The organism is Rhodococcus sp. NPDC003322, assembly GCF_053589555.1.
Window position 1 is genome coordinate 108,905 of record NZ_JBSFSC010000001.1, and the last position, 17,364, is coordinate 126,268.

The 17,364-nt window shown below is 70.7% G+C and carries 14 protein-coding genes and 1 pseudogene; 5 read left to right on the top strand and 10 right to left on the bottom strand.

The window, feature by feature from the left end:
• Positions 1 to 3: 3 nt before the first annotated feature.
• The 4 genes and pseudogenes from ACWDUM_RS00530 to ACWDUM_RS00545 all read right to left on the bottom strand — a co-directional run bounded on the left by ACWDUM_RS00530 (position 4) and on the right by ACWDUM_RS00545 (position 5,209).
• Positions 4 to 777 carry an alpha/beta fold hydrolase gene (locus ACWDUM_RS00530; RefSeq protein ID WP_450113449.1) on the bottom strand — a complete coding sequence of 258 codons (774 nt, stop codon included), beginning with the start codon at positions 775 to 777 and terminating at the stop codon, positions 4 to 6.
• Positions 774 to 2,772: pseudogene (gene cadA / locus ACWDUM_RS00535) on the bottom strand (cadmium family heavy metal-translocating P-type ATPase). The gene ACWDUM_RS00530 and the pseudogene cadA overlap by 4 nt, the downstream one beginning before the upstream one ends.
• Before the next feature lie 56 nt (positions 2,773 to 2,828).
• Positions 2,829 to 4,421 carry a DNA polymerase Y family protein gene (locus ACWDUM_RS00540; protein WP_450132480.1) on the bottom strand — a complete coding sequence of 531 codons (1,593 nt, stop codon included), beginning with the start codon at positions 4,419 to 4,421 and terminating at the stop codon, positions 2,829 to 2,831.
• Positions 4,418 to 5,209 (bottom strand): hypothetical protein, encoded by a 792-nt coding sequence (locus tag ACWDUM_RS00545; RefSeq protein ID WP_450113446.1) that lies wholly within the window; start codon positions 5,207 to 5,209, stop codon positions 4,418 to 4,420. The genes ACWDUM_RS00540 and ACWDUM_RS00545 overlap by 4 nt, the downstream gene beginning before the upstream one ends.
• A 244-nt stretch (positions 5,210 to 5,453) precedes the next feature.
• Between ACWDUM_RS00545 and ACWDUM_RS00550 the strand changes: the two genes are divergently transcribed.
• The 3 genes from ACWDUM_RS00550 to ACWDUM_RS00560 all read left to right on the top strand — a co-directional run bounded on the left by ACWDUM_RS00550 (position 5,454) and on the right by ACWDUM_RS00560 (position 8,790).
• Positions 5,454 to 6,623, top strand: coding sequence for a serine/threonine-protein kinase (locus ACWDUM_RS00550; RefSeq protein ID WP_450132481.1), 1,170 nt, complete (start codon positions 5,454 to 5,456; stop codon positions 6,621 to 6,623).
• Positions 6,624 to 6,847: 224 nt separating this feature from the next.
• Complete coding sequence (gene ctaD / locus ACWDUM_RS00555) at positions 6,848 to 8,569, top strand: aa3-type cytochrome oxidase subunit I (protein ID WP_450133298.1); 1,722 nt, start codon at positions 6,848 to 6,850, stop codon at positions 8,567 to 8,569.
• Positions 8,566 to 8,790: a hypothetical protein gene (locus ACWDUM_RS00560; RefSeq protein WP_450132482.1), complete on the top strand. Its 225-nt coding sequence runs from the start codon at positions 8,566 to 8,568 to the stop codon at positions 8,788 to 8,790. The genes ctaD and ACWDUM_RS00560 overlap by 4 nt, the downstream gene beginning before the upstream one ends.
• Before the next feature lie 84 nt (positions 8,791 to 8,874).
• Here the strand turns inward: ACWDUM_RS00560 and ACWDUM_RS00565 are convergent, their stop codons facing one another.
• Complete coding sequence (locus tag ACWDUM_RS00565; RefSeq protein ID WP_450113444.1) at positions 8,875 to 9,531, bottom strand: response regulator; 657 nt, start codon at positions 9,529 to 9,531, stop codon at positions 8,875 to 8,877.
• A 20-nt stretch (positions 9,532 to 9,551) separates the two neighbouring features.
• Positions 9,552 to 10,901: an ATP-binding protein gene (locus ACWDUM_RS00570; RefSeq protein WP_450132483.1), complete on the bottom strand. Its 1,350-nt coding sequence runs from the start codon at positions 10,899 to 10,901 to the stop codon at positions 9,552 to 9,554.
• A 130-nt stretch (positions 10,902 to 11,031) separates the two neighbouring features.
• Between ACWDUM_RS00570 and ACWDUM_RS00575 the strand changes: the two genes are divergently transcribed.
• Positions 11,032 to 12,411 (top strand): PspC domain-containing protein, encoded by a 1,380-nt coding sequence (locus ACWDUM_RS00575; RefSeq protein ID WP_450132484.1) that lies wholly within the window; start codon positions 11,032 to 11,034, stop codon positions 12,409 to 12,411.
• Complete coding sequence (locus tag ACWDUM_RS00580; protein WP_450132485.1) at positions 12,404 to 12,622, top strand: hypothetical protein; 219 nt, start codon at positions 12,404 to 12,406, stop codon at positions 12,620 to 12,622. Before ACWDUM_RS00575 ends, ACWDUM_RS00580 begins: the two co-directional genes overlap by 8 nt.
• A gap of 62 nt (positions 12,623 to 12,684) precedes the next feature.
• Here ACWDUM_RS00580 and ACWDUM_RS00585 read toward each other — a convergent pair whose 3' ends face one another.
• The 4 genes from ACWDUM_RS00585 to ACWDUM_RS00600 form a co-directional block, all read right to left on the bottom strand.
• Positions 12,685 to 13,083, bottom strand: coding sequence for a hypothetical protein (locus tag ACWDUM_RS00585; RefSeq protein WP_450132486.1), 399 nt, complete (start codon positions 13,081 to 13,083; stop codon positions 12,685 to 12,687).
• Between the two features lie 100 nt (positions 13,084 to 13,183).
• Positions 13,184 to 13,693 (bottom strand): sigma factor-like helix-turn-helix DNA-binding protein, encoded by a 510-nt coding sequence (locus tag ACWDUM_RS00590; protein ID WP_450132487.1) that lies wholly within the window; start codon positions 13,691 to 13,693, stop codon positions 13,184 to 13,186.
• 225 nt (positions 13,694 to 13,918) lie between these two features.
• Positions 13,919 to 15,505, bottom strand: coding sequence for a glutamine-hydrolyzing GMP synthase (guaA, locus tag ACWDUM_RS00595; RefSeq protein ID WP_450132488.1), 1,587 nt, complete (start codon positions 15,503 to 15,505; stop codon positions 13,919 to 13,921).
• A gap of 102 nt (positions 15,506 to 15,607) precedes the next feature.
• Positions 15,608 to 17,356 carry an FAD-dependent oxidoreductase gene (locus ACWDUM_RS00600; RefSeq protein WP_450132489.1) on the bottom strand — a complete coding sequence of 583 codons (1,749 nt, stop codon included), beginning with the start codon at positions 17,354 to 17,356 and terminating at the stop codon, positions 15,608 to 15,610.
• Positions 17,357 to 17,364 lie beyond the last annotated feature (8 nt).

A 17,364-nucleotide genomic window follows, 5' to 3' on the forward strand; every position in this document is an offset into this window, starting at 1 on the left:
GCCTCAGCCGAGGAACCGGCCGACGGTGGCCGCGAACTCGCGGGGCCGGTCGCGGTGCACGCTGTGCCCGACGTCGATCGTCACCGTCCGGCTGTCCGGGATCGCGGCGAGCGCGGCGTCGAGCCGCGCCGGGTGCACCATGCCGCGGGGGCCTCCGGTGACCAGCAGGGTCCTCGCGGCAATCGACGGCAGAGCCTCCCACCAGTCTGGGTGCGGGGTGTGGAACTGGTCGAGCGCGGACGCGGTCATCGAGCGGTCGAACGCGAATGTCGCGCGGGGACTTCGGACCAGGCTGGTCACCGCGTGCCACAACTCCACCGGCGACGGCAGCCGCCGGGTCAGCGTCCCCATCTCCTCCCCCGCACGCAGCGGCAGCGGGGCCTCCTCGAGCACCAGCCGCCGCACCAGGTCCGGCCGGGACTGGGCGACCAGGGACACCGCGTGCCCCCCGAGCGAGTGGCCGACCAGGTCCACCCGGTCCAGCGCCAGGTGGTCGCACAGGGCCAGCAGGTCGGCACCGAACTCGTGGAACAGGTAGCTGGGGGTGTGCGTGCTGCGGCCGTGGCCGCGCAGGTCTGCGGTGATCACCCGGCGGCCGCGACCGATCAGGTTGCGGGCGAAGCGGTCCCAGGTGCGGCCGTCGCCGCCCATGCCGTGCACCAGCAGCACGGGAACCGGGTCCGGGCCGTGGGAGTCGCGGTAGTGGATCTCGACGCCTCCGAGGGTGGCCGTCGCCGTCGCCATCATCGAATCAGATCCATCCTTCGCACCGCTCATGTTTCTCGTGAAAGATTAGTCCCCCGTACAACGGCGGCGGGACGCAGGTCGAGGCGCCGCAGCAGTTGGGCGTTGAGCGCGACGACAACCGTGGACGCCGACATCAGCAGCGCCCCCACCTCCATCGGCAGGGTGATCCCCCACGGCGCGAGCACACCGGCGGCGAGCGGCACCGCAATCACGTTGTACCCGGCCGCCCAGGTGAGGTTCTGGATCATCTTGCGGTAGGTGGCGCGGGAGAGTTCGACGACCGAAAGGACAGACCGCGGATCGTCACTGGCGAGCACCACTCCGGCCGACGCGATCGCGACGTCGGTGCCCGCGCCGATCGCCAGGCCCACGTCGGCCTGTGCCAGCGCGGGCGCGTCGTTGACGCCGTCACCGACCATCGCCACCGTGCGGCCCGTCGCCTGCAGCGCCTTGACCTCGGCCCCCTTGTCCTGCGGCAGCACGCCCGCGAACACCTCGTCGATGCCCAGGTCCGCAGCCACCGAATCCGCCACCGCCTGCGCATCGCCGAATCACGTGCAGCACAGTCGCTCCCGCCGCCGTCGGCGCAACGCCGGGTGCGTCCAGCCCGTGCGCGGCGAGCATGCCGGGACCGCCGACACTCACCGTCGCCCCGTCGACAACGGCGGTGACCCCGACCCCGTTGCGCGCCTGGAAGTCCGACGCCGAGGGCACCGTCAGTCCGCGCGCTCCGGCTTCCGCGACGACGGCACGCCCCAGCGGGTGTTCGCTGTCGCGTTCGACCGCGGCGGCCGCGGCGACCACCTCTCCCGCGGTGCGCCCGGACGCGGGGACCACCTCGACGACCGCGGGCTCACCGCGGGTGAGGGTGCCGGTCTTGTCGAACAGCACGGCATCCACGGTCCGCATGGCCTCGAGTGCGCGGCGGTCGGTGATCAGCACGCCGGCCCGGGCTGCACGTTCGGTGGCGATCGACACCACCAATGGGATCGCGAGACCGAGCGCGTGCGGGCAGGCGATGACGAGCACGGTGATGGTGCGGGTGACCGCTGACTCGGGTTCGCCGAGCAGCAGCCAGGCCGCGGCGGTGAGCAACGCGGCGACCAGCGCGAACCAGAACAGCCACCCGGCGGCCCGGTCGGCGAGGACCTGGGCGCGGGAGGTCGAGTTCTGGGCCTCCGCGACCAGACGACGGATCCCGGCGAGCGCGGTGTCCTCCCCGATCGCCGTGACCTGCACGCGCAACGCCGAATCGGTGGTGACGGTCCCGGCGACGACCCGGTCGCCGACCGTTCGCCGGACGGCGACGGACTCGCCGGTGATCATCGATTCGTCGACGTCCGCAGCGCCGTCGACGACGGTCCCGTCCGCAGGCACCCTCCCGCCGGGCCGGACGATCACCAGGTCCCCCGCCTGCAGCGCCGTGAGTGGCACGGTTTCCGCGACACCGTCGGCATCGAGCCGCTCGGCCTCGTCCGGCAGCAGTGCCGCCAGCGAGTCCAGCGCGCTCGACGCCTGCCCGAGCGAGCGCATCTCGATCCAGTGGCCGAGCAACATGATCACGATGAGAAGCGCCAGTTCCCACCAGAAGTCGAGGTCGTGGGCGAGCAGCCCGAGGGTCGCACCCCAGGACGCGACGAACGCCACGGTGATCGCCAGCGCGATCAACAGCATCATGCCGGGTTGGCGGGCCTTGATCTCGCCGACGGCTCCGGCGAGGAACGGCCGTCCGCCCCACAGGTACATCACCGTGCCGAGCAGCGGCGAGATCCAGGTGACCGGCCCGTCGTGCGGCAGGGAGTAACCGACCAGGTCGGCGAACATCGCGTTGGCCAGGACGACGGGCACCGCCAGCACGAGCATGATCCAGAACAGCCGGCCGAACCGGGCGGCGTGGTCGCCGTGACCGGCGTGGTCACTGTGGTCGCCGTGGCCCGGGTGAGCGGGGCCGGGATGCCCGGAGTGGGCGTGCTCGGCGGCACCGTGGTCCAGGTGGTCGGTATGACTTCCGTGAGCGGAGTTCATGCCGCGAGAATATACCCCCGGCGGGTATGTCGCAACGGAGCCGCGAGCCCGGCCCGTCACTCGTAGGTTCCCTCCACACACCACCCGGCCCCGTCGAAGAGCACCAGCAGCGCTCGCGGCGCACCGTCCCCGACACCGGTTCCCGGACCGAGCAGGACCTGCGCCCGCGCCGCCCTCCGGGCCGCGGCCGGATCCCACCACCGCTCGTCCACCGACCAGGGGCCCGCGCAGCCGAGCAGATTCCAGCTGCGGGCGCCCCACCGCAACCGGGCGGGACGTGCACCGAACTCGCCCCGATCGGTCACCCTCACCGGATTTCCCGCGGCGTCCTCGAGCTCCACCGACGGCGGAACCGGCAGCACCGCGGTGGGCGCAGGCTCGGGCAACCGTCCCGGCCAGGGCGCCGCGGGATCGTTGTGCGGCACCGCCTCGTCGCCCAACGGCACGACAGTGACCCGCTCCCCCGGCCCGCGGCCACCGCTGAGCACCCCGACCCGCACCGCGTCCCCGCCGAGCAGCCCCTGCACCCGGACCAGGGCGCGGCGGGCGCGCTCGTCCTCCGCCCCAACGCCGCCCCACAACCCGAGTTGCAGCGCCCCGGCCGCCACCACCTCCACCGGCTCGAGCCGCAGCAATTCGATTCCCGCAGTGGGGCGGGACTCGCTCCGCCCGGTCAACCAGCCGTCCAGCTGCCAGCGCACCCGGTCCGCGGTGCCCTCCGGCGTCAACGGCTCCGCACACCGCCAGATGCGCGAAAGGTGTTGACCGTGACCGGTGCTCGCGTGCACCGCCAGCCGCGTGCAGGCCACCGACGCGGCCGACAGTCGCGCGTGCAGACGCTCGGCCAACGCACGGCCCGCGAAAGCGGCCGCGTCCACCCGGTCCACCGGCGGATCGCACCGCAACTCCACCTCGAGATCGGGCGGCAACGGTCGCGCCGACGGCGGGCGCTCCGGCTCGCCGCGCGCGCTGCGATGGGCCGCCACCGCGTCCGTGCCGAACCGGGAGGCCACCGCGACCGGGGTCAGAGCGGCAAAATCCCCGACGGTACGCAGCCCGAGCCGGTGCAGCAGATCGACCAGATCGATCCGGTCCCGCCCCGCCAGCGCCGGCTCGGCGGCGAGTTCCGCGACCGGGAGCGGAGCCAGGAACCGGGCACCGCTCCCCGGGGGAACCAGCGCCGACCGCCGTGCCGCGACGACGGCGGTGGACAGTTCGTCCGCGATCCCGACCTGGCACTCGACCCCGACCGCCGCGACCTCGTCGACCAGCCGTTCCGCGGCGGCCTCCTCCGAGCCGAAGTACCGGGCGAGCCCGCGCGCGGCGAGCACAAGCAACCCGGGTCGCAGCACCTCCACCCCGGGTGCCGCCGCATCGACCGCCGCGGCCACCGGCTCGAACACCCGGGCGTCGCGGCCCTCGTCCGCGGGCAGCACGTGCAGTCGCGGACACCGGGCCTGCGCGTCCCGCCTCCGCAGGCCCGGCCCGACCCCCTCGGCACGGGCGGTCGCCGAGCACGCGACCACCCGGTTGCCGGAGACCACCGCCACCGGCTCGGCCGGCGACAGATCCGTGGTCGCGGCGGCGGCGACCGCAGGCCAGTCCGCGCACCACAGCGCCAACACCCGCGATCCGGTTCCCGCGCTCATGCCACACCGCCCTCGACACTCGGCAGCCGCTGCGGTGGGGCGACTTCGGCGACCCACTCCACCCGACCCCGACGCGGACACAGGTCCACGCTGGCGGTCCGCCGCTGGAAGGCCCGCCCCTCGGCGCCGACCGCAAGTCGCAGACCCCGCAACCGGCCACGCCCACACCCCGATTCGTCGTGACCTCCCAGCCCGTCGTAGCCGCGGACGGTGGCGTCGAGCCGGACCTCCGCCCCGCTCCAGCCGCCACCGGTCACCACCAGCGTCGCGCCCTTGCTCCGGGCCCGGGCAACCACCGCCCGGGCCCGTGACGGCGGCACCGCGAGCCCGCCGAGACCCAGCACCACCAGGTCCAGTCCGTCCAGCAGCACCGCCGCGACTTCCACCGGATCGGGCCCCGGGTCCGGGATCACCGCCAGCCGGCCGAGTTCGGCGCCCATCTCGGCCGCCGCGAGCAGACCGAGCCGAGGATGCCCGATCACCGCCGCGTGCCCCCCGGAGGCGGTCACCGAGGCGAGCAGGCCCACCAGAAGCGACCCGGCGCCGGAGACGGTGACCACCGCCCCCCGGGGAAGCCCTCCCTGCGGAAGCAGGTCGGCCAGGGCCTCGGGCACGGGCAGGACCGGACGCTCGGCGGCCGCCCCGGGAGCCTCACGCCCGGGAGCCGACCGATCCGGCCGGGTCGCGACCGACTCGCCCCGCGCCGGCACCGCGGCGATCTGCCGCCGCAACTGCTCGAGCCGCTCCTGCCGGGACAACCCGGCCAGGTCGACAGCGAGACCACCCACCGCACACTCCGTCCACACACAACACAAACGTCCACACAACACAGAACGAGATCGTGGGCACCGCCGTGGGGGAAGACACGGAACCACCGAACATCGAACACCGGACATCGAATAATCAGACATCGAACACACATTCGAACACTTTCAGTAAAGCCCGTCCCGCCGACTCCGTCAAGGCGTGGAGAAACCGCAGTTCACGGCGCCGGACGTCGACACCGCGGGGGCGTCGTCTACCCTCGCGGGTGTGGCGGAGCAGGGGCAGAGAATCGTCGGACCGGACCATCTGGTGGCCGGTCGCCACCGCCTGCGCTCGAAACTCGGCGGCGGCGGAATGGGATCGGTCTGGCTCGCCCACGACACCCTCCTCGACCGCGAGATCGCCATCAAGCAGATCAGCTTTCCGCCCGGCCTCACCGCCGAGGCCGCCGCGGACGTGAGGGCCCGCGCGATGCGCGAGGGCCGCCTCGCCGCCCGCCTGTCCCACCCGCACGCCATCGCGATGTACGACGTCACGCTCGAAGGCGACGATCCGTGGCTGGTGATGGAGCACATGCCCTCTCGCAGCCTGGCGCAGGCGCTGAACGTCACCGAGACCCTTCCCCCGTTGCAGGTCGCCCAGATCGGTGCACAGGTGGCCGACGCCCTCGTCGCCGCGCATGCCGCCGGCATCGTGCACCGTGACGTCAAACCGGGCAACATCCTGATCGCGGACCGCGGACCCGACGCAGGCACCGTCAAGATCAGCGACTTCGGCATCTCGCGCGCGAAAGGCGAGACCCAGCCCGGGCAGAGTTCCGTGATCACCGGCACCCCGGCCTATTTCGCGCCCGAGGTCGCACGCGGCGCCGACCCGACCGAGGCGTCCGATGTGTTCTCGCTCGGCGCCACCCTGTACACCGCTACCGAGGGGCAACCGCCGTTCGGCATCGACGACGACACCCTCGCCCTGTTGCACCGAGTGGCCAAGGCACAGATCATGCGCCCGGTCCGTAGCGGTGAGATCACCGACGTCCTGCTGCGCATGCTCGAACCCGACCCGACCCGGCGTCCCACCATGGCCGAGGCGCGGGATCTGCTGGCGCGCAGTGCCGCCGGAGCCGGCGTCAACATCGCATACGTCCTCGACGCCCCGCTCCGCGAGGCGGACGGGACGGTCCCGTTCTGGGCCCGCCGGGGCGCATCGAGCGGCCCGGCCCGGTCCGCGCGCCGACTACCCACGAGCACCGCCAGCGGCCTACCCGCCGCCCCGCAAGCGGTACCCCTGCAGTCCGTGCACCGCCCGAGTCCGGGGCTCCCCCAGCCGCCGGCATTCGAGTCGACGAAGTCCGGACCCGGCCTGCCGGTGCCGCTGATCGTCGCCCTCGCGGTGGCAGCCCTGCTGATCGTGGTGCTGATCGTCGCCCTCGTGGTCTGACCTGCCCGACCGTAGGTCCACCCGTCACACAGCCGGACGAAACCTACCCTCCCCCAAATGATCCGGCGAGCCGTCACCCCGGATCGAGACTGTGATCCTCCTCCCAGTCCGCCTAGGGACCTTCGACTCTGGCACCGCGCGGCAGGGCAGGACAATCATCCGATCCATGCGTGAGCACAGACAATCCGAGATCCGAGGAAACCACGGCGCCGCGAGCGTGCGCCGTGGTTGATCTCGCACCCCGACCCCCAGCATCGATCGAGGCCGTCCGCCCGGCACCCGGGCGGGCGCCGAAGGGCTCGGCGATCGTCAAGATCCTCACCACGACCGACCACAAGACGCTCGGCATCATGTACATCGTCACGTCGTTCGCGTTCTTCCTCATCGGCGGCCTGATGGCCCTGCTGATCCGCACCGAACTCGCGGTGCCGGGCATGCAGTTCCTGTCGAACGAGCAGTACAACCAGCTGTTCACCATGCACGGCACGGTGATGCTGCTGCTGTACGCGACACCGATCTTCTTCGGCTTCGCCAACTACCTGATGCCACTGCAGATCGGCGCCCCCGACGTCTGCTTCCCCCGCCTGAACGCGGCGAGCTACTGGATGTACCTGTTCGGCGGACTGATCGCCTCCGCCGGCTTCGTCACCCCCGGCGGCGCCGCCGACTTCGGCTGGACCGCATACGTTCCACTCACCGACGCCGTCCACTCGCCCGGCGCCGGTGCCGACCTGTGGATCATCGGCCTGACACTCGGCGGCCTCGGCACGATCCTGGGCTCGGTCAACCTGATCTCGACGATCGTGTGCCTGCGCGCCCCCGGCATGACCATGTTCCGGATGCCGATCTTCACCTGGAACACCCTCGTCGCCAGCCTGCTTGCGCTGATGATCTTCCCGCTGCTCGCCGCGGCGTTGCTCGGCGTGTTCGTCGACCGCCACTTCGGTGCGCACCTGTTCGACCCCGCCAACGGCGGAGTCATCCTGTGGCAGCACCTGTTCTGGTTCTTCGGCCATCCCGAGGTGTACGTGCTGGCACTGCCGTTCTTCGGCATCGTGTCGGAGATCTTCCCGGTCTTCTCACGCAAGCCGATCTTCGGCTACAGCGGCCTAGTGTACGCCACCCTCGGCATCGCCGCCCTGTCCATCGCGGTGTGGGCGCACCACATGTACGCCACCGGCGCCATCCTGCTGCCGTTCTTCTCGTTCATGACGTTCCTGATCGCGGTCCCGACCGGCGTGAAGTTCTTCAACTGGATCGGCACCATGTGGCGCGGTCAGCTGACATTCGAATCACCGATGTTGTTCTCGGTCGGCTTCCTGGTGACGTTCCTCTTCGGCGGCCTCTCCGGTGTCCTGCTCGCCAGCCCGCCGCTCGACTTCCATTTGACCGACTCGTATTTCGTGGTCGCCCACTTCCACTACGTGCTCTTCGGCACCATCGTGTTCGCCACCTACGCCGGCATCTACTTCTGGTTCCCGAAGATGACCGGACGGATGATGGACGAGCGCCTGGCGAAGTGGCACTTCTGGCTCACGTTCCTCGGCTTCCACTCCACCTTCCTGGTGCAGCACTGGCTGGGCAACGAGGGCATGCCGCGTCGCTACGCGGACTACCTGCCGTCGGACAGCTTCACCTCGCTGAACATGATCTCGACGATCGGTGCGTTCATCCTCGGGGCCTCGACGCTGCCGTTCATCTGGAACGTCTTCAAGAGCTACCGCTACGGCGAGGTCGTCACGGTCGACGACCCGTGGGGCTTCGGCAACTCGCTCGAATGGGCCACCTCCTGCCCGCCGCCGCGGCACAACTTCACCGAACTGCCCCGGATCCGCTCCGAGCGACCGGCGTTCGAGCTGCACTACCCGCACATGGTCGACCGGATGCGCGCCGAGGCCCACGTCGGCCGCGGCCACACCGTGGCACCCGCGCAGGTCGGGCCGTGAGGGCGGGCCCGGCGCCGGCCTGGCTGGACCGGCAGGTCACCCCGACCTTCCGGCCCCACCCCGGCACACTGCTGGTACCGATGCTCGTCCTGGTGGGGACGCTGGCCTCGCCGCTGCTGGTCCCGGCCCCCGCCGCTCTCGTCCTCGTCGCGACCGCACTGGTGTGGGTGGTGCGCAGGGCTCGCGCCGGCGGACTCGACGTGCACCGCACCTGCCCCTGAACCGACGACGCCGCCGGCCCGCATCCTCCGCGGGCCGGCGGCGTCGTCGAATCCGCAAGCACCGGAACTCGATCCCGGACGCGGCTACTCGATCCGACGCCGGTGCGCCCAACGGGTCAGGGCATTCCTGTTGGACTGCTGCGTCTTTCGCAACACGTTCGAGGCGTGTGTCTCGACGGTCTTGACCGAGATCACCAGGGACTCGGCGATCTCGCGATACGTGTAGCCGCGAGCCAGCAGCCGCAGCACCTCGAGTTCGCGCGGGGTCAGCGAATCCAGTTCCGGGTCCAGTGGTGGTTCGGGTGCCGAGGACCGTCCGGTGAAGGAGTCGAGGACGAATCCGGCCAGGCGTGGACTGAACACCGCGTCCCCGCCCGCCACCCGGCGCACCCCGTCGGCGAGTTCGCGGCCGGAAATGGTCTTGGTCACGTAGCCGCGGGCACCCGATCGGATCACCGCGATGACGTCCTCCGCGGCATCGGAGACGCTCAGCGCCAGGCACACCGGGCCGGGGTCGATACCGCGGAGCACCGCCACCCCGCCGCCGTCCGGCATGTGCACGTCCAGCAGCACCACATCGGGCGCGGACGCGTTGATCCCGGCGATCGCCTCGGCGACTCCCCCGGCCTCACCGACCACCTCGATGTCGGGCTCCGACGCGAGTTCCGCACGCACCCCGGACCGGAAGACCGCGTGATCGTCGACGAGAAAGACACGAAAACCGGGACCTGGCGAAACCACCTCGTGTCCTCCGGACGACGTCACCTGCGCTGCTCCTTCATCGGGGTCTCGGGCACCACCGACTCTAGGGGGTCCCCACCCGTCTGCGACGACTGGTCGCTGCCCTGTGCCTTCGCCGAGGTTCCGGCCCCGTCTCCGGATTCCGGTGCTCCCAGGGGCATCCCGATCCGGATCTCGGTGCCGCGTCCCACCGCGGAGTCCACCACGACCTCGCCGCCGCGGCGCTCGACCCGCGCCCGGATCGATTTCGCCAGCCCCTGACGGTCCGCAGGAACCGCCGCCGCGTCGAATCCGACACCCCGATCTCGCACGAACACGTTCACCTGCGTGGCGTCGGACTCCGCGAACAGGTCGACCGTCGACTCACCGGAATGCTTGGCCGCGTTGACCAGCGCCTCCCTTGTGGCGCCGAGGATCGCGGTGACCGCCTCCTTCGGCAGACCCGACTCCTCCTCCGGGACGTCCAATCGCACATCGCCGACCGTGACCGTCTGCACCGCGATACCGTGCTGGTCCTCGACCTCCCCGGCGATGGTGCGCAGCGCCTCCGCGAGGCTCGCGTGGGCCGCCTCGCCCTCCCCGAACAGCCACTTGCGCAACTCGCGTTCCTGACCGCGCGCCAGCCGAAGCACCTCCTGCGGGCGGTCGGCCTGCTTCTGGATCAGCGCGAGGGTCTGCAGGACCGAGTCGTGCAGATGCGAGGCGATCTCCTCGCGTTCCTCGTTGCGGATCCGCGCCGACCGCTCCTGCCCGAGGTCACGCCACAACCGCAGCCACAGCGGCACGCTCAGCAGCCCGATGCCGACCAGGGTGACGACCACGGCGAGCACCGATGAGCGCAGCGACGCCAGGTCCACCCGAGCGAGGATCACCACACCGAGGCCGAGCACGATCAGCGATATACCGCCGAGCACCCGGGCCCAGGTGAGCACCGTCGGGCTCTGCGGCAACCCGAATGCCGATCGCGGGCCGTCGGAGTCGTACTCACGCCACACCAGGGCCGCGCCGATGGCGACGACGACGACCGGGACCAGCACCTCCGCCGCGGTACCGCTGACGAGGATCGCCAGCCCACCCGAAAGCGCGAGGCCGAGCACCGCCAACCCGAGAGCACGACGGCGTTCCGCGGGGCTCGGCCGCTCGGTGTCACTGCCGGGCGGGGTGAAGATCCACAGCAGGCCGTACGCGACGATGCCGGAACCGGCGAGCGCACCGAGCAGGACGAACGCCACTCTCACCTTGAACACGTCGATGCCCAGATGATCGGCGACGCCGCCCGCGACACCACCGATCACCCGACCCCCGACGCGACGTTCGAGTCGGGGCCAGGTCACCTCGCCCGGGATGTGGGCATGCGGAATCGGCTGCACACCATCGATGGTGGCACGCCCACGCGGGCGGGCGCATCAGGGTTGACCCTGATCCGTCGGCCCGCGCGGGGTCAAAGATCAGGGTTCGTCCCTGATGTGCCGGGGGTCCGTGCCCGCCACGATGGACGACATGAGCACACCGAGCTTCTCCGAGCAGCTGAACCAGTTGTGGCGAACCCGGCCCGTGCGGCTGCCCCGGCAGGGACCGATCGCCGGCGTCGCGGCCGGGATCGGCCACCGCTACGACGTCGACCCCGTACTGGTGCGGGTGGCGTTCGTCGTCTCGACCCTGTTCGGTGGGGCCGGCATCGTCCTCTACCTGGCCTGCTGGCTGGTACTGCCGCGCGCAGGCGACCCGTCCTCGGCAGCCGAGTCACTGCTCGGACGGGGACAGAGTTCGGAGTCCGGCACCAAGACGATCGTCCTCGTCGTCGCGCTGCTGATCGCGATGTCCACGCTCGGACCGATCGGTATCGGAATGGGCGGATCCGGTCTGGTCAGCATGGCGTTGATGCTTGGCGGGCTGTGGCTCCTGTTCCAGCGCAGGCCGCACCCGCCGGCCGCTCCGGGCGGCACCGATCCCTGGTACGGCATCACCCCGCCCGCCACGGCCTTCCCCGGTGCGTACCCGCCCGCTGCGGGCCCCTCCTACACAGCACCCGGAGTCTTCACCACCCTGCCGAAGACCTACGAACCGTCCGCGCCCGACGCCGACACCCAGCCGCCGAGCGCAACGGCCGAGGGCACGTCGCCGAAGAGCAGCGAACCGGCCCGAACAGGTGAATCACCCACGAACACAGACGTGTTCACTCCGACCGCCTCCGACACCCCCACCCCGCCCGCCTGGGATCCACTCGGGGTCGCGCCGTTCGCCTGGGATCTGCCCGAGCCCGCACCCGTCACGGCTCCGGTGATCACGACACCGCCCAGGCCGAGGTCCCGGCTGACCTCGGTGGTGCTCGGACTGGCAATCCTCGCGTCGGTCGCCGCCTGGGCGATCGGCACCGCCACCGACTGGGAATGGATGTCCCCCGGCCGGATCGGGGCCGTCGGCCTGGCCGTGATCGGGGTCGGGCTCGTCGTCGGTGCGTTCCTGCGCCGCGGCTACGGCCTGCTCGTGGTGACGGGCCCGCTGATCGGGTTCGTGATCCTCGCGTCACTGGTCGGCCCGGTCGACTGGAACAGCCAGAACGTCGGCACCCGCACCTGGACACCGGTCTCCGCGGCGGAGATCGCACCCGAATACTCCGGCCAGTTGGGCGATTTCACGCTCGACCTCCGCGGCGTCACCCTCACCGGGGACAAGACCGTCGACATCAACTCCGGCTTCGCGACCTTCACGGTGCTGGTCCCGGAGAACATGGACGTCGTCAACCACTGCTCGATGGCGGTCGGTGACATCAAGTGCCTGCCCGAAGGGCTCAACGGCGGCGCCGACGGCACCGGCGGCCCCGTCCTTACCCTCAACATGAACGGCCGAATGGGAGACATGGAGGTCCGCCGTGGCTGAGAACAGCGAATCCACCGAGAAGGTCGGCACCCGGCGACCGTCCGCAGTCCTGCTCCTGTCGGGGCTGGCCGCCCTCCTCGTCAGCGTGTGGGCATTCATCGGTCCGGACCACCTGGGCGCCCTCGGCGACTGGCAGTTCAAGTGGCTGCTCGTCCTCGCCGCCGTCGTCGTCGGCGTCGTCCTGGTCGTCTCACCGGGCCGACGAAAGTAGCTTGGAACCCCGAACACGACGCACCGGTCACCGCAGACGATGACCGGTGCGTCGTGTTGGGTTCAGCTGCCGAACAGCCCCCCGAACGGCCCGAGCAGGCCGCCGAACTGGTTGAACTGGTTGAACTGGTTGAACTGGCCGAACTGGTTGAACTGCGGCCCCTGCTGCCAGCCCCCTTCCGGCCCGCCACAGCGGTTCGCGTTCCAGTTCCAGTCGCCGCCGCCGCAGCGCGGCCCGCAGCGGTTCCAGTCGTCGCCGCAGCGCGGACGGTTCCACTGGTTCCATCCGTCACCGCCGTCGCGGTGATGCCGGTCCACCTGGACCTGTGGGACCACCTGCGCGGGCCCGGACGCAGCCGCGGCGGGTCCCGCCAGGGCGACCACGGGCATCACGACAGCGATGCCCATGAGGGCACTCTTGACCAGAAGCGTCCCCGCACGCTTCCTCGTTGCGATAGTCATCGTCGATCCTTCCTCGTACGCGAGGGAGGCGCGGCGGGGAGCCGCAAACTCTCCCTCCACCGTCAAGTCAACTCCGCCGAAGGACCGACGACCCTGACAATCAGCTGTGAATCGATGAATCGCTCGGAACGAGGCGACGCAGGGCGCCGAGCGCCGAGTGCTGGTCGAGCCGGATCCGGTGGACAGTGCAGGCCAACGCCTCGGCGGTCTGCTCCACGGTGAGGCCGACCGGAATCCTCAGCACAAGCACGTCCCGTTCGTGCCGGGTAAGGCCCTGAAGCCGATCGGGGAGGACAGCGAGCCCGGCCGCCGGCCGCGCCGACTCGATCCCGAGCACCGTCTCGGTGTAGGCAACCCGCAGTGGCGAGGCGCCGGGATCGGCCAGCATCGCCGCGATCGCGACGGGAACCGATTCGGCCGCAATCCGATCCGCTACCCGCATGCCCAGGCCGGCACCGAGTTCCGCCCGGCACAGCCGCGTGGCGAACGAGCGGGTGGCGGCGTCCAACTCCCTCAGCGCACCCAGGTCACCCTCGGCGGCCCGACTGCGCACCCTCCCGGCACCGCGGTCGAGCGCACCGTAGTCGACCTGTCGCGCCGAGTGAACCATCGTTTCTCCTTTCGCCCCGAGACCTCCTCCGCCCGGCGCCCATTGGACACCTCGAACCTTGGGGACCGCTGGGAGAAAACTTGCTCTGCACACAGTGCGCTGCCAGAAATCCCGGACACGAGGAGATGCCGACCGTCACCGCCCCCCCTGCGGACGCGTCACAACTCCCGAAAACGCGAAGAGCCCCGCGTTCGAAGATCGAACACGGGGCCCTCACCTGTCAGGTCACTCCCACTCGATGGTTCCCGGCGGCTTGCTCGTGACGTCGAGCACGACGCGGTTGACGTCCGGCACCTCGTTCGTGATGCGGGTGGAGATCCGCTCGAGCACGTCGTACGGCAGTCGGGTCCAGTCCGCGGTCATCGCATCCTCGCTGGAGACCGGACGCAGCACGATCGGATGACCGTAGGTGCGGCCGTCGCCCTGGACACCAACGCTGCGGACGTCGGCGAGCAGCACCACCGGGCACTGCCAGATCTGGCCGTCGAGACCGGCAGCGGTGAGCTCCTCGCGAGCGATCGCGTCCGCCTGCCGCAGCAGGGTCAGCCGCTCACGGGTCACCTCGCCGACGATGCGAATCGCCAGACCCGGCCCCGGGAACGGCTGGCGCGCAACGATTTCCTCGGGCAGGCCCAGCGCCCGCCCGACCGCGCGGACCTCGTCCTTGAACAGCAGCCGCAGCGGCTCCACGAGGGAGAACTGCAGGTCCTCGGGCAGTCCGCCGACGTTGTGGTGGCTCTTGATGTTCGCGGTGCCGGTCCCGCCGCCGGACTCGACGACGTCCGGGTACAGGGTGCCCTGGACGAGGAACTCGACGGCCTCACCGTGGGCCGCGGACTCGCCGAGCACCTCGGTGACCGCGCCCTCGAAGCTGCGGATGAACTCGCGGCCGATGATCTTGCGCTTGGCCTCCGGATCGGAGACGCCGTCCAGTTCGCCGAGGAAGGTGTCGACCGCATCGACGGTGATCAGCTTCGCCCCGGTCGACGCGACGAAATCCTGCTGAACCTGCTCGCGCTCGCCCGCCCGCAGCAGACCGTGGTCGACGAAAACGCAGGTGAGGCGGTCACCGATCGCGCGCTGCACCAGAGCAGCCGCGACCGCGGAGTCCACGCCGCCGGACAGGCCGCAGATCGCCTTGCCGTCACCGACCTGCTCGCGGACCTGCTCGATCAGGACGTCTGCGATGTTGGCCGCGGTCCACGTCGGAGCGATGCCGGCGATCTCCCGCAGGAAGCGGGTGAGCACCTGCTGGCCGTGCGGCGAGTGCAGCACCTCGGGGTGGTACTGGACGCCGGCCAGGCGCCGCGCCCGGTCCTCGAACGCGGCAACCGGGGCACCGGCGCTGGTGGCCGTCACCTCGAAGCCCTCCGGGGCGTCGGTGACGGCATCGCCGTGGCTCATCCACACCGGCTGAGTGACCGGCAGGCCCTCGTGCAGGACGCCACCGTCGACACTGAGCTGAGTGCGGCCGTACTCCCGGGTCCCGGTGTGGGTGACGGTGCCACCGAGTGCACCCGCCATCGCCTGGAAGCCGTAGCAGATGCCGAACACCGGGATGTCGTGATCGAACAGCCGCGGGTCGAGCTGCGGCGCGCCCTCGGCGTAGACACTGGCGGGACCACCCGACAGAATCACCGCCGCCGGCTTGCGGGCCACGATCTCCTCGACGGTCGCCGTGTGCGGCACGACCTCCGAGTAGACGCTGGCCTCACGGACCCGACGGGCGATCAGCTGCGCGTACTGCGCACCGAAATCGACGACGAGGACCGGATTCTGCTGGCTGGGGCCGGAATGCTGGGTGTCTGCCACGCCCCCAGTCTAGTGTGTGACCCCACCCACCTGTGACGACGCCCGGCACCGCCGGAGTGACGACGCCCGGCACCGCCGGAGTGACGACGCCCGGCAGCGTGATCAGGCCACGTCCGAGTCCGAGGGCGTCGACTTCTCCTTCCCCGACCGGATCTCCACGATGGGCAGGACAAGGGCGGCCGGCGCACCCGCCGGAACCACCGGAGCGTTCGGCGCCACCGGCGCGAGCCGCCGGTACGCCGCCCCCTGCGCGGGCCGCGTGTCCTGCTCCCCCTTGTTCGGCCACAGCGACGCCGCCCGCTCGGCCTGGGCGCTGATCGTCAACGACGGGTTCACGCCGAGGTTCGCCGACACCGCAGCCCCGTCCACGACGCTGAGCGTCGGATAGCCGTACACGCGATGGTAGGGGTCGATGACGCCGTGCCCGGCGTCCTCGCCGATCGCGCAGCCGCCGAGGAAATGCGCGGTCAGCGGGATGTTGAACACCTCGCCCCAGGTGCCACCCGCCACGCCGCCGATCTTCTCCGCGATCCGCCGGGTCGCGTCGTTGCCCACGGGAATCCAGGTGGGGTTCGGCTCGCCGTGCCCCTGCTTGCTGGTGACCTTGCGGCGACCGAACAGGCCCGGCTTGGTGTAGGTGGTGATCGAGTTGTCGAGGTTCTGCATGACGAGCGCGATGATGGTCCGCTCGCTCCAGTTCTTGACGCTGAGCATCCTCAGCATCTGCCCCGGGTTGGCGGCAATCGTCTTGAGCAGCTTGACGAATCGCGGCGTGCTGCCGCCGCCGTCGGTCATCAGGGTCTGCAGCAGACCCATCGCGTTGGAGCCCTTGCCGTAGCGGACCGGCTCGATGTGGGTGTCGGACGCGGGATGGAACGACGAGGTGATCGCGACACCCTTGGTCAGATCCATGTCCGGGTCGACCTTCAGTTTCGCGGCGCCGAGCAGCGCCTCGGAATTGGTTCGGGTCAGCTCACCGAGGGTGGGCGAGAGCTTCGGCAGCGCGCCGCGGTCCTTCATCTCGTGCAGCAGATGCTGGGTGCCCCAGGTGCCGGCGGCGAGGACGACGTTGGCTGCGGTGTAGGTCCGGTGCCCCTTGCGCACCTTCGCGCCGGTGCGGCGGGTCTGCACGTCCCAGGTACCGTCCGACGCCTCGAACAGTCCGGTGACCGTGGTCATCGGGATCACCGTCGCGCCGGCCTTCTCCGCGAGCCCGAGGTAGTTCTTGACGAGGGTGTTCTTGGCTCCGTGCCGGCAGCCGGTCATGCACTCGCCGCACTCGATGCAGCCGGTCCGGTCCGGCCCGGCACCGCCGAAGAACGGGTCGGCGACGGTCTTGCCGGGCTCGCCGAAGAACACCCCGACCGGGGTCTGGATGAAGGTGTCCCCGACGCCCATGTCGTCGGCGACGGACTTGATCACCTCGTCGGCGGGTGTCATGTGCGGGTTCTGCACGACGCCGAGCATCTTGCGGGCCTGCTCGTAGTGCGGGGTCAGTTCGGCGTCCCAGTCGGTGATGCCCCGCCACTGCGGATCCTGGAAGAACGACGACGGCGGCTTGTACAGGGTGTTGGCGTAGTTGAGCGAGCCACCGCCGACCCCGGCCCCGGCCAGGATCATCACGTCGCGCAGCAGGTGCACCCGCTGGATGCCGTAGCAGCCGAGGGCCGGTGCCCACAGGAAGCGCCTGAGGTCCCAGCTGGTCTTGGCGAAATCGGAATCCGCATACCGTCGGCCGGCCTCCAGGATTCCGACCTTGTACCCCTTCTCGACCAGTCGCAGCGCCGTGACGCTGCCGCCGAAGCCGGAGCCGACGATCAGGACGTCGAAATCCGTCGCACGCTTTCCCATCAAGAGAC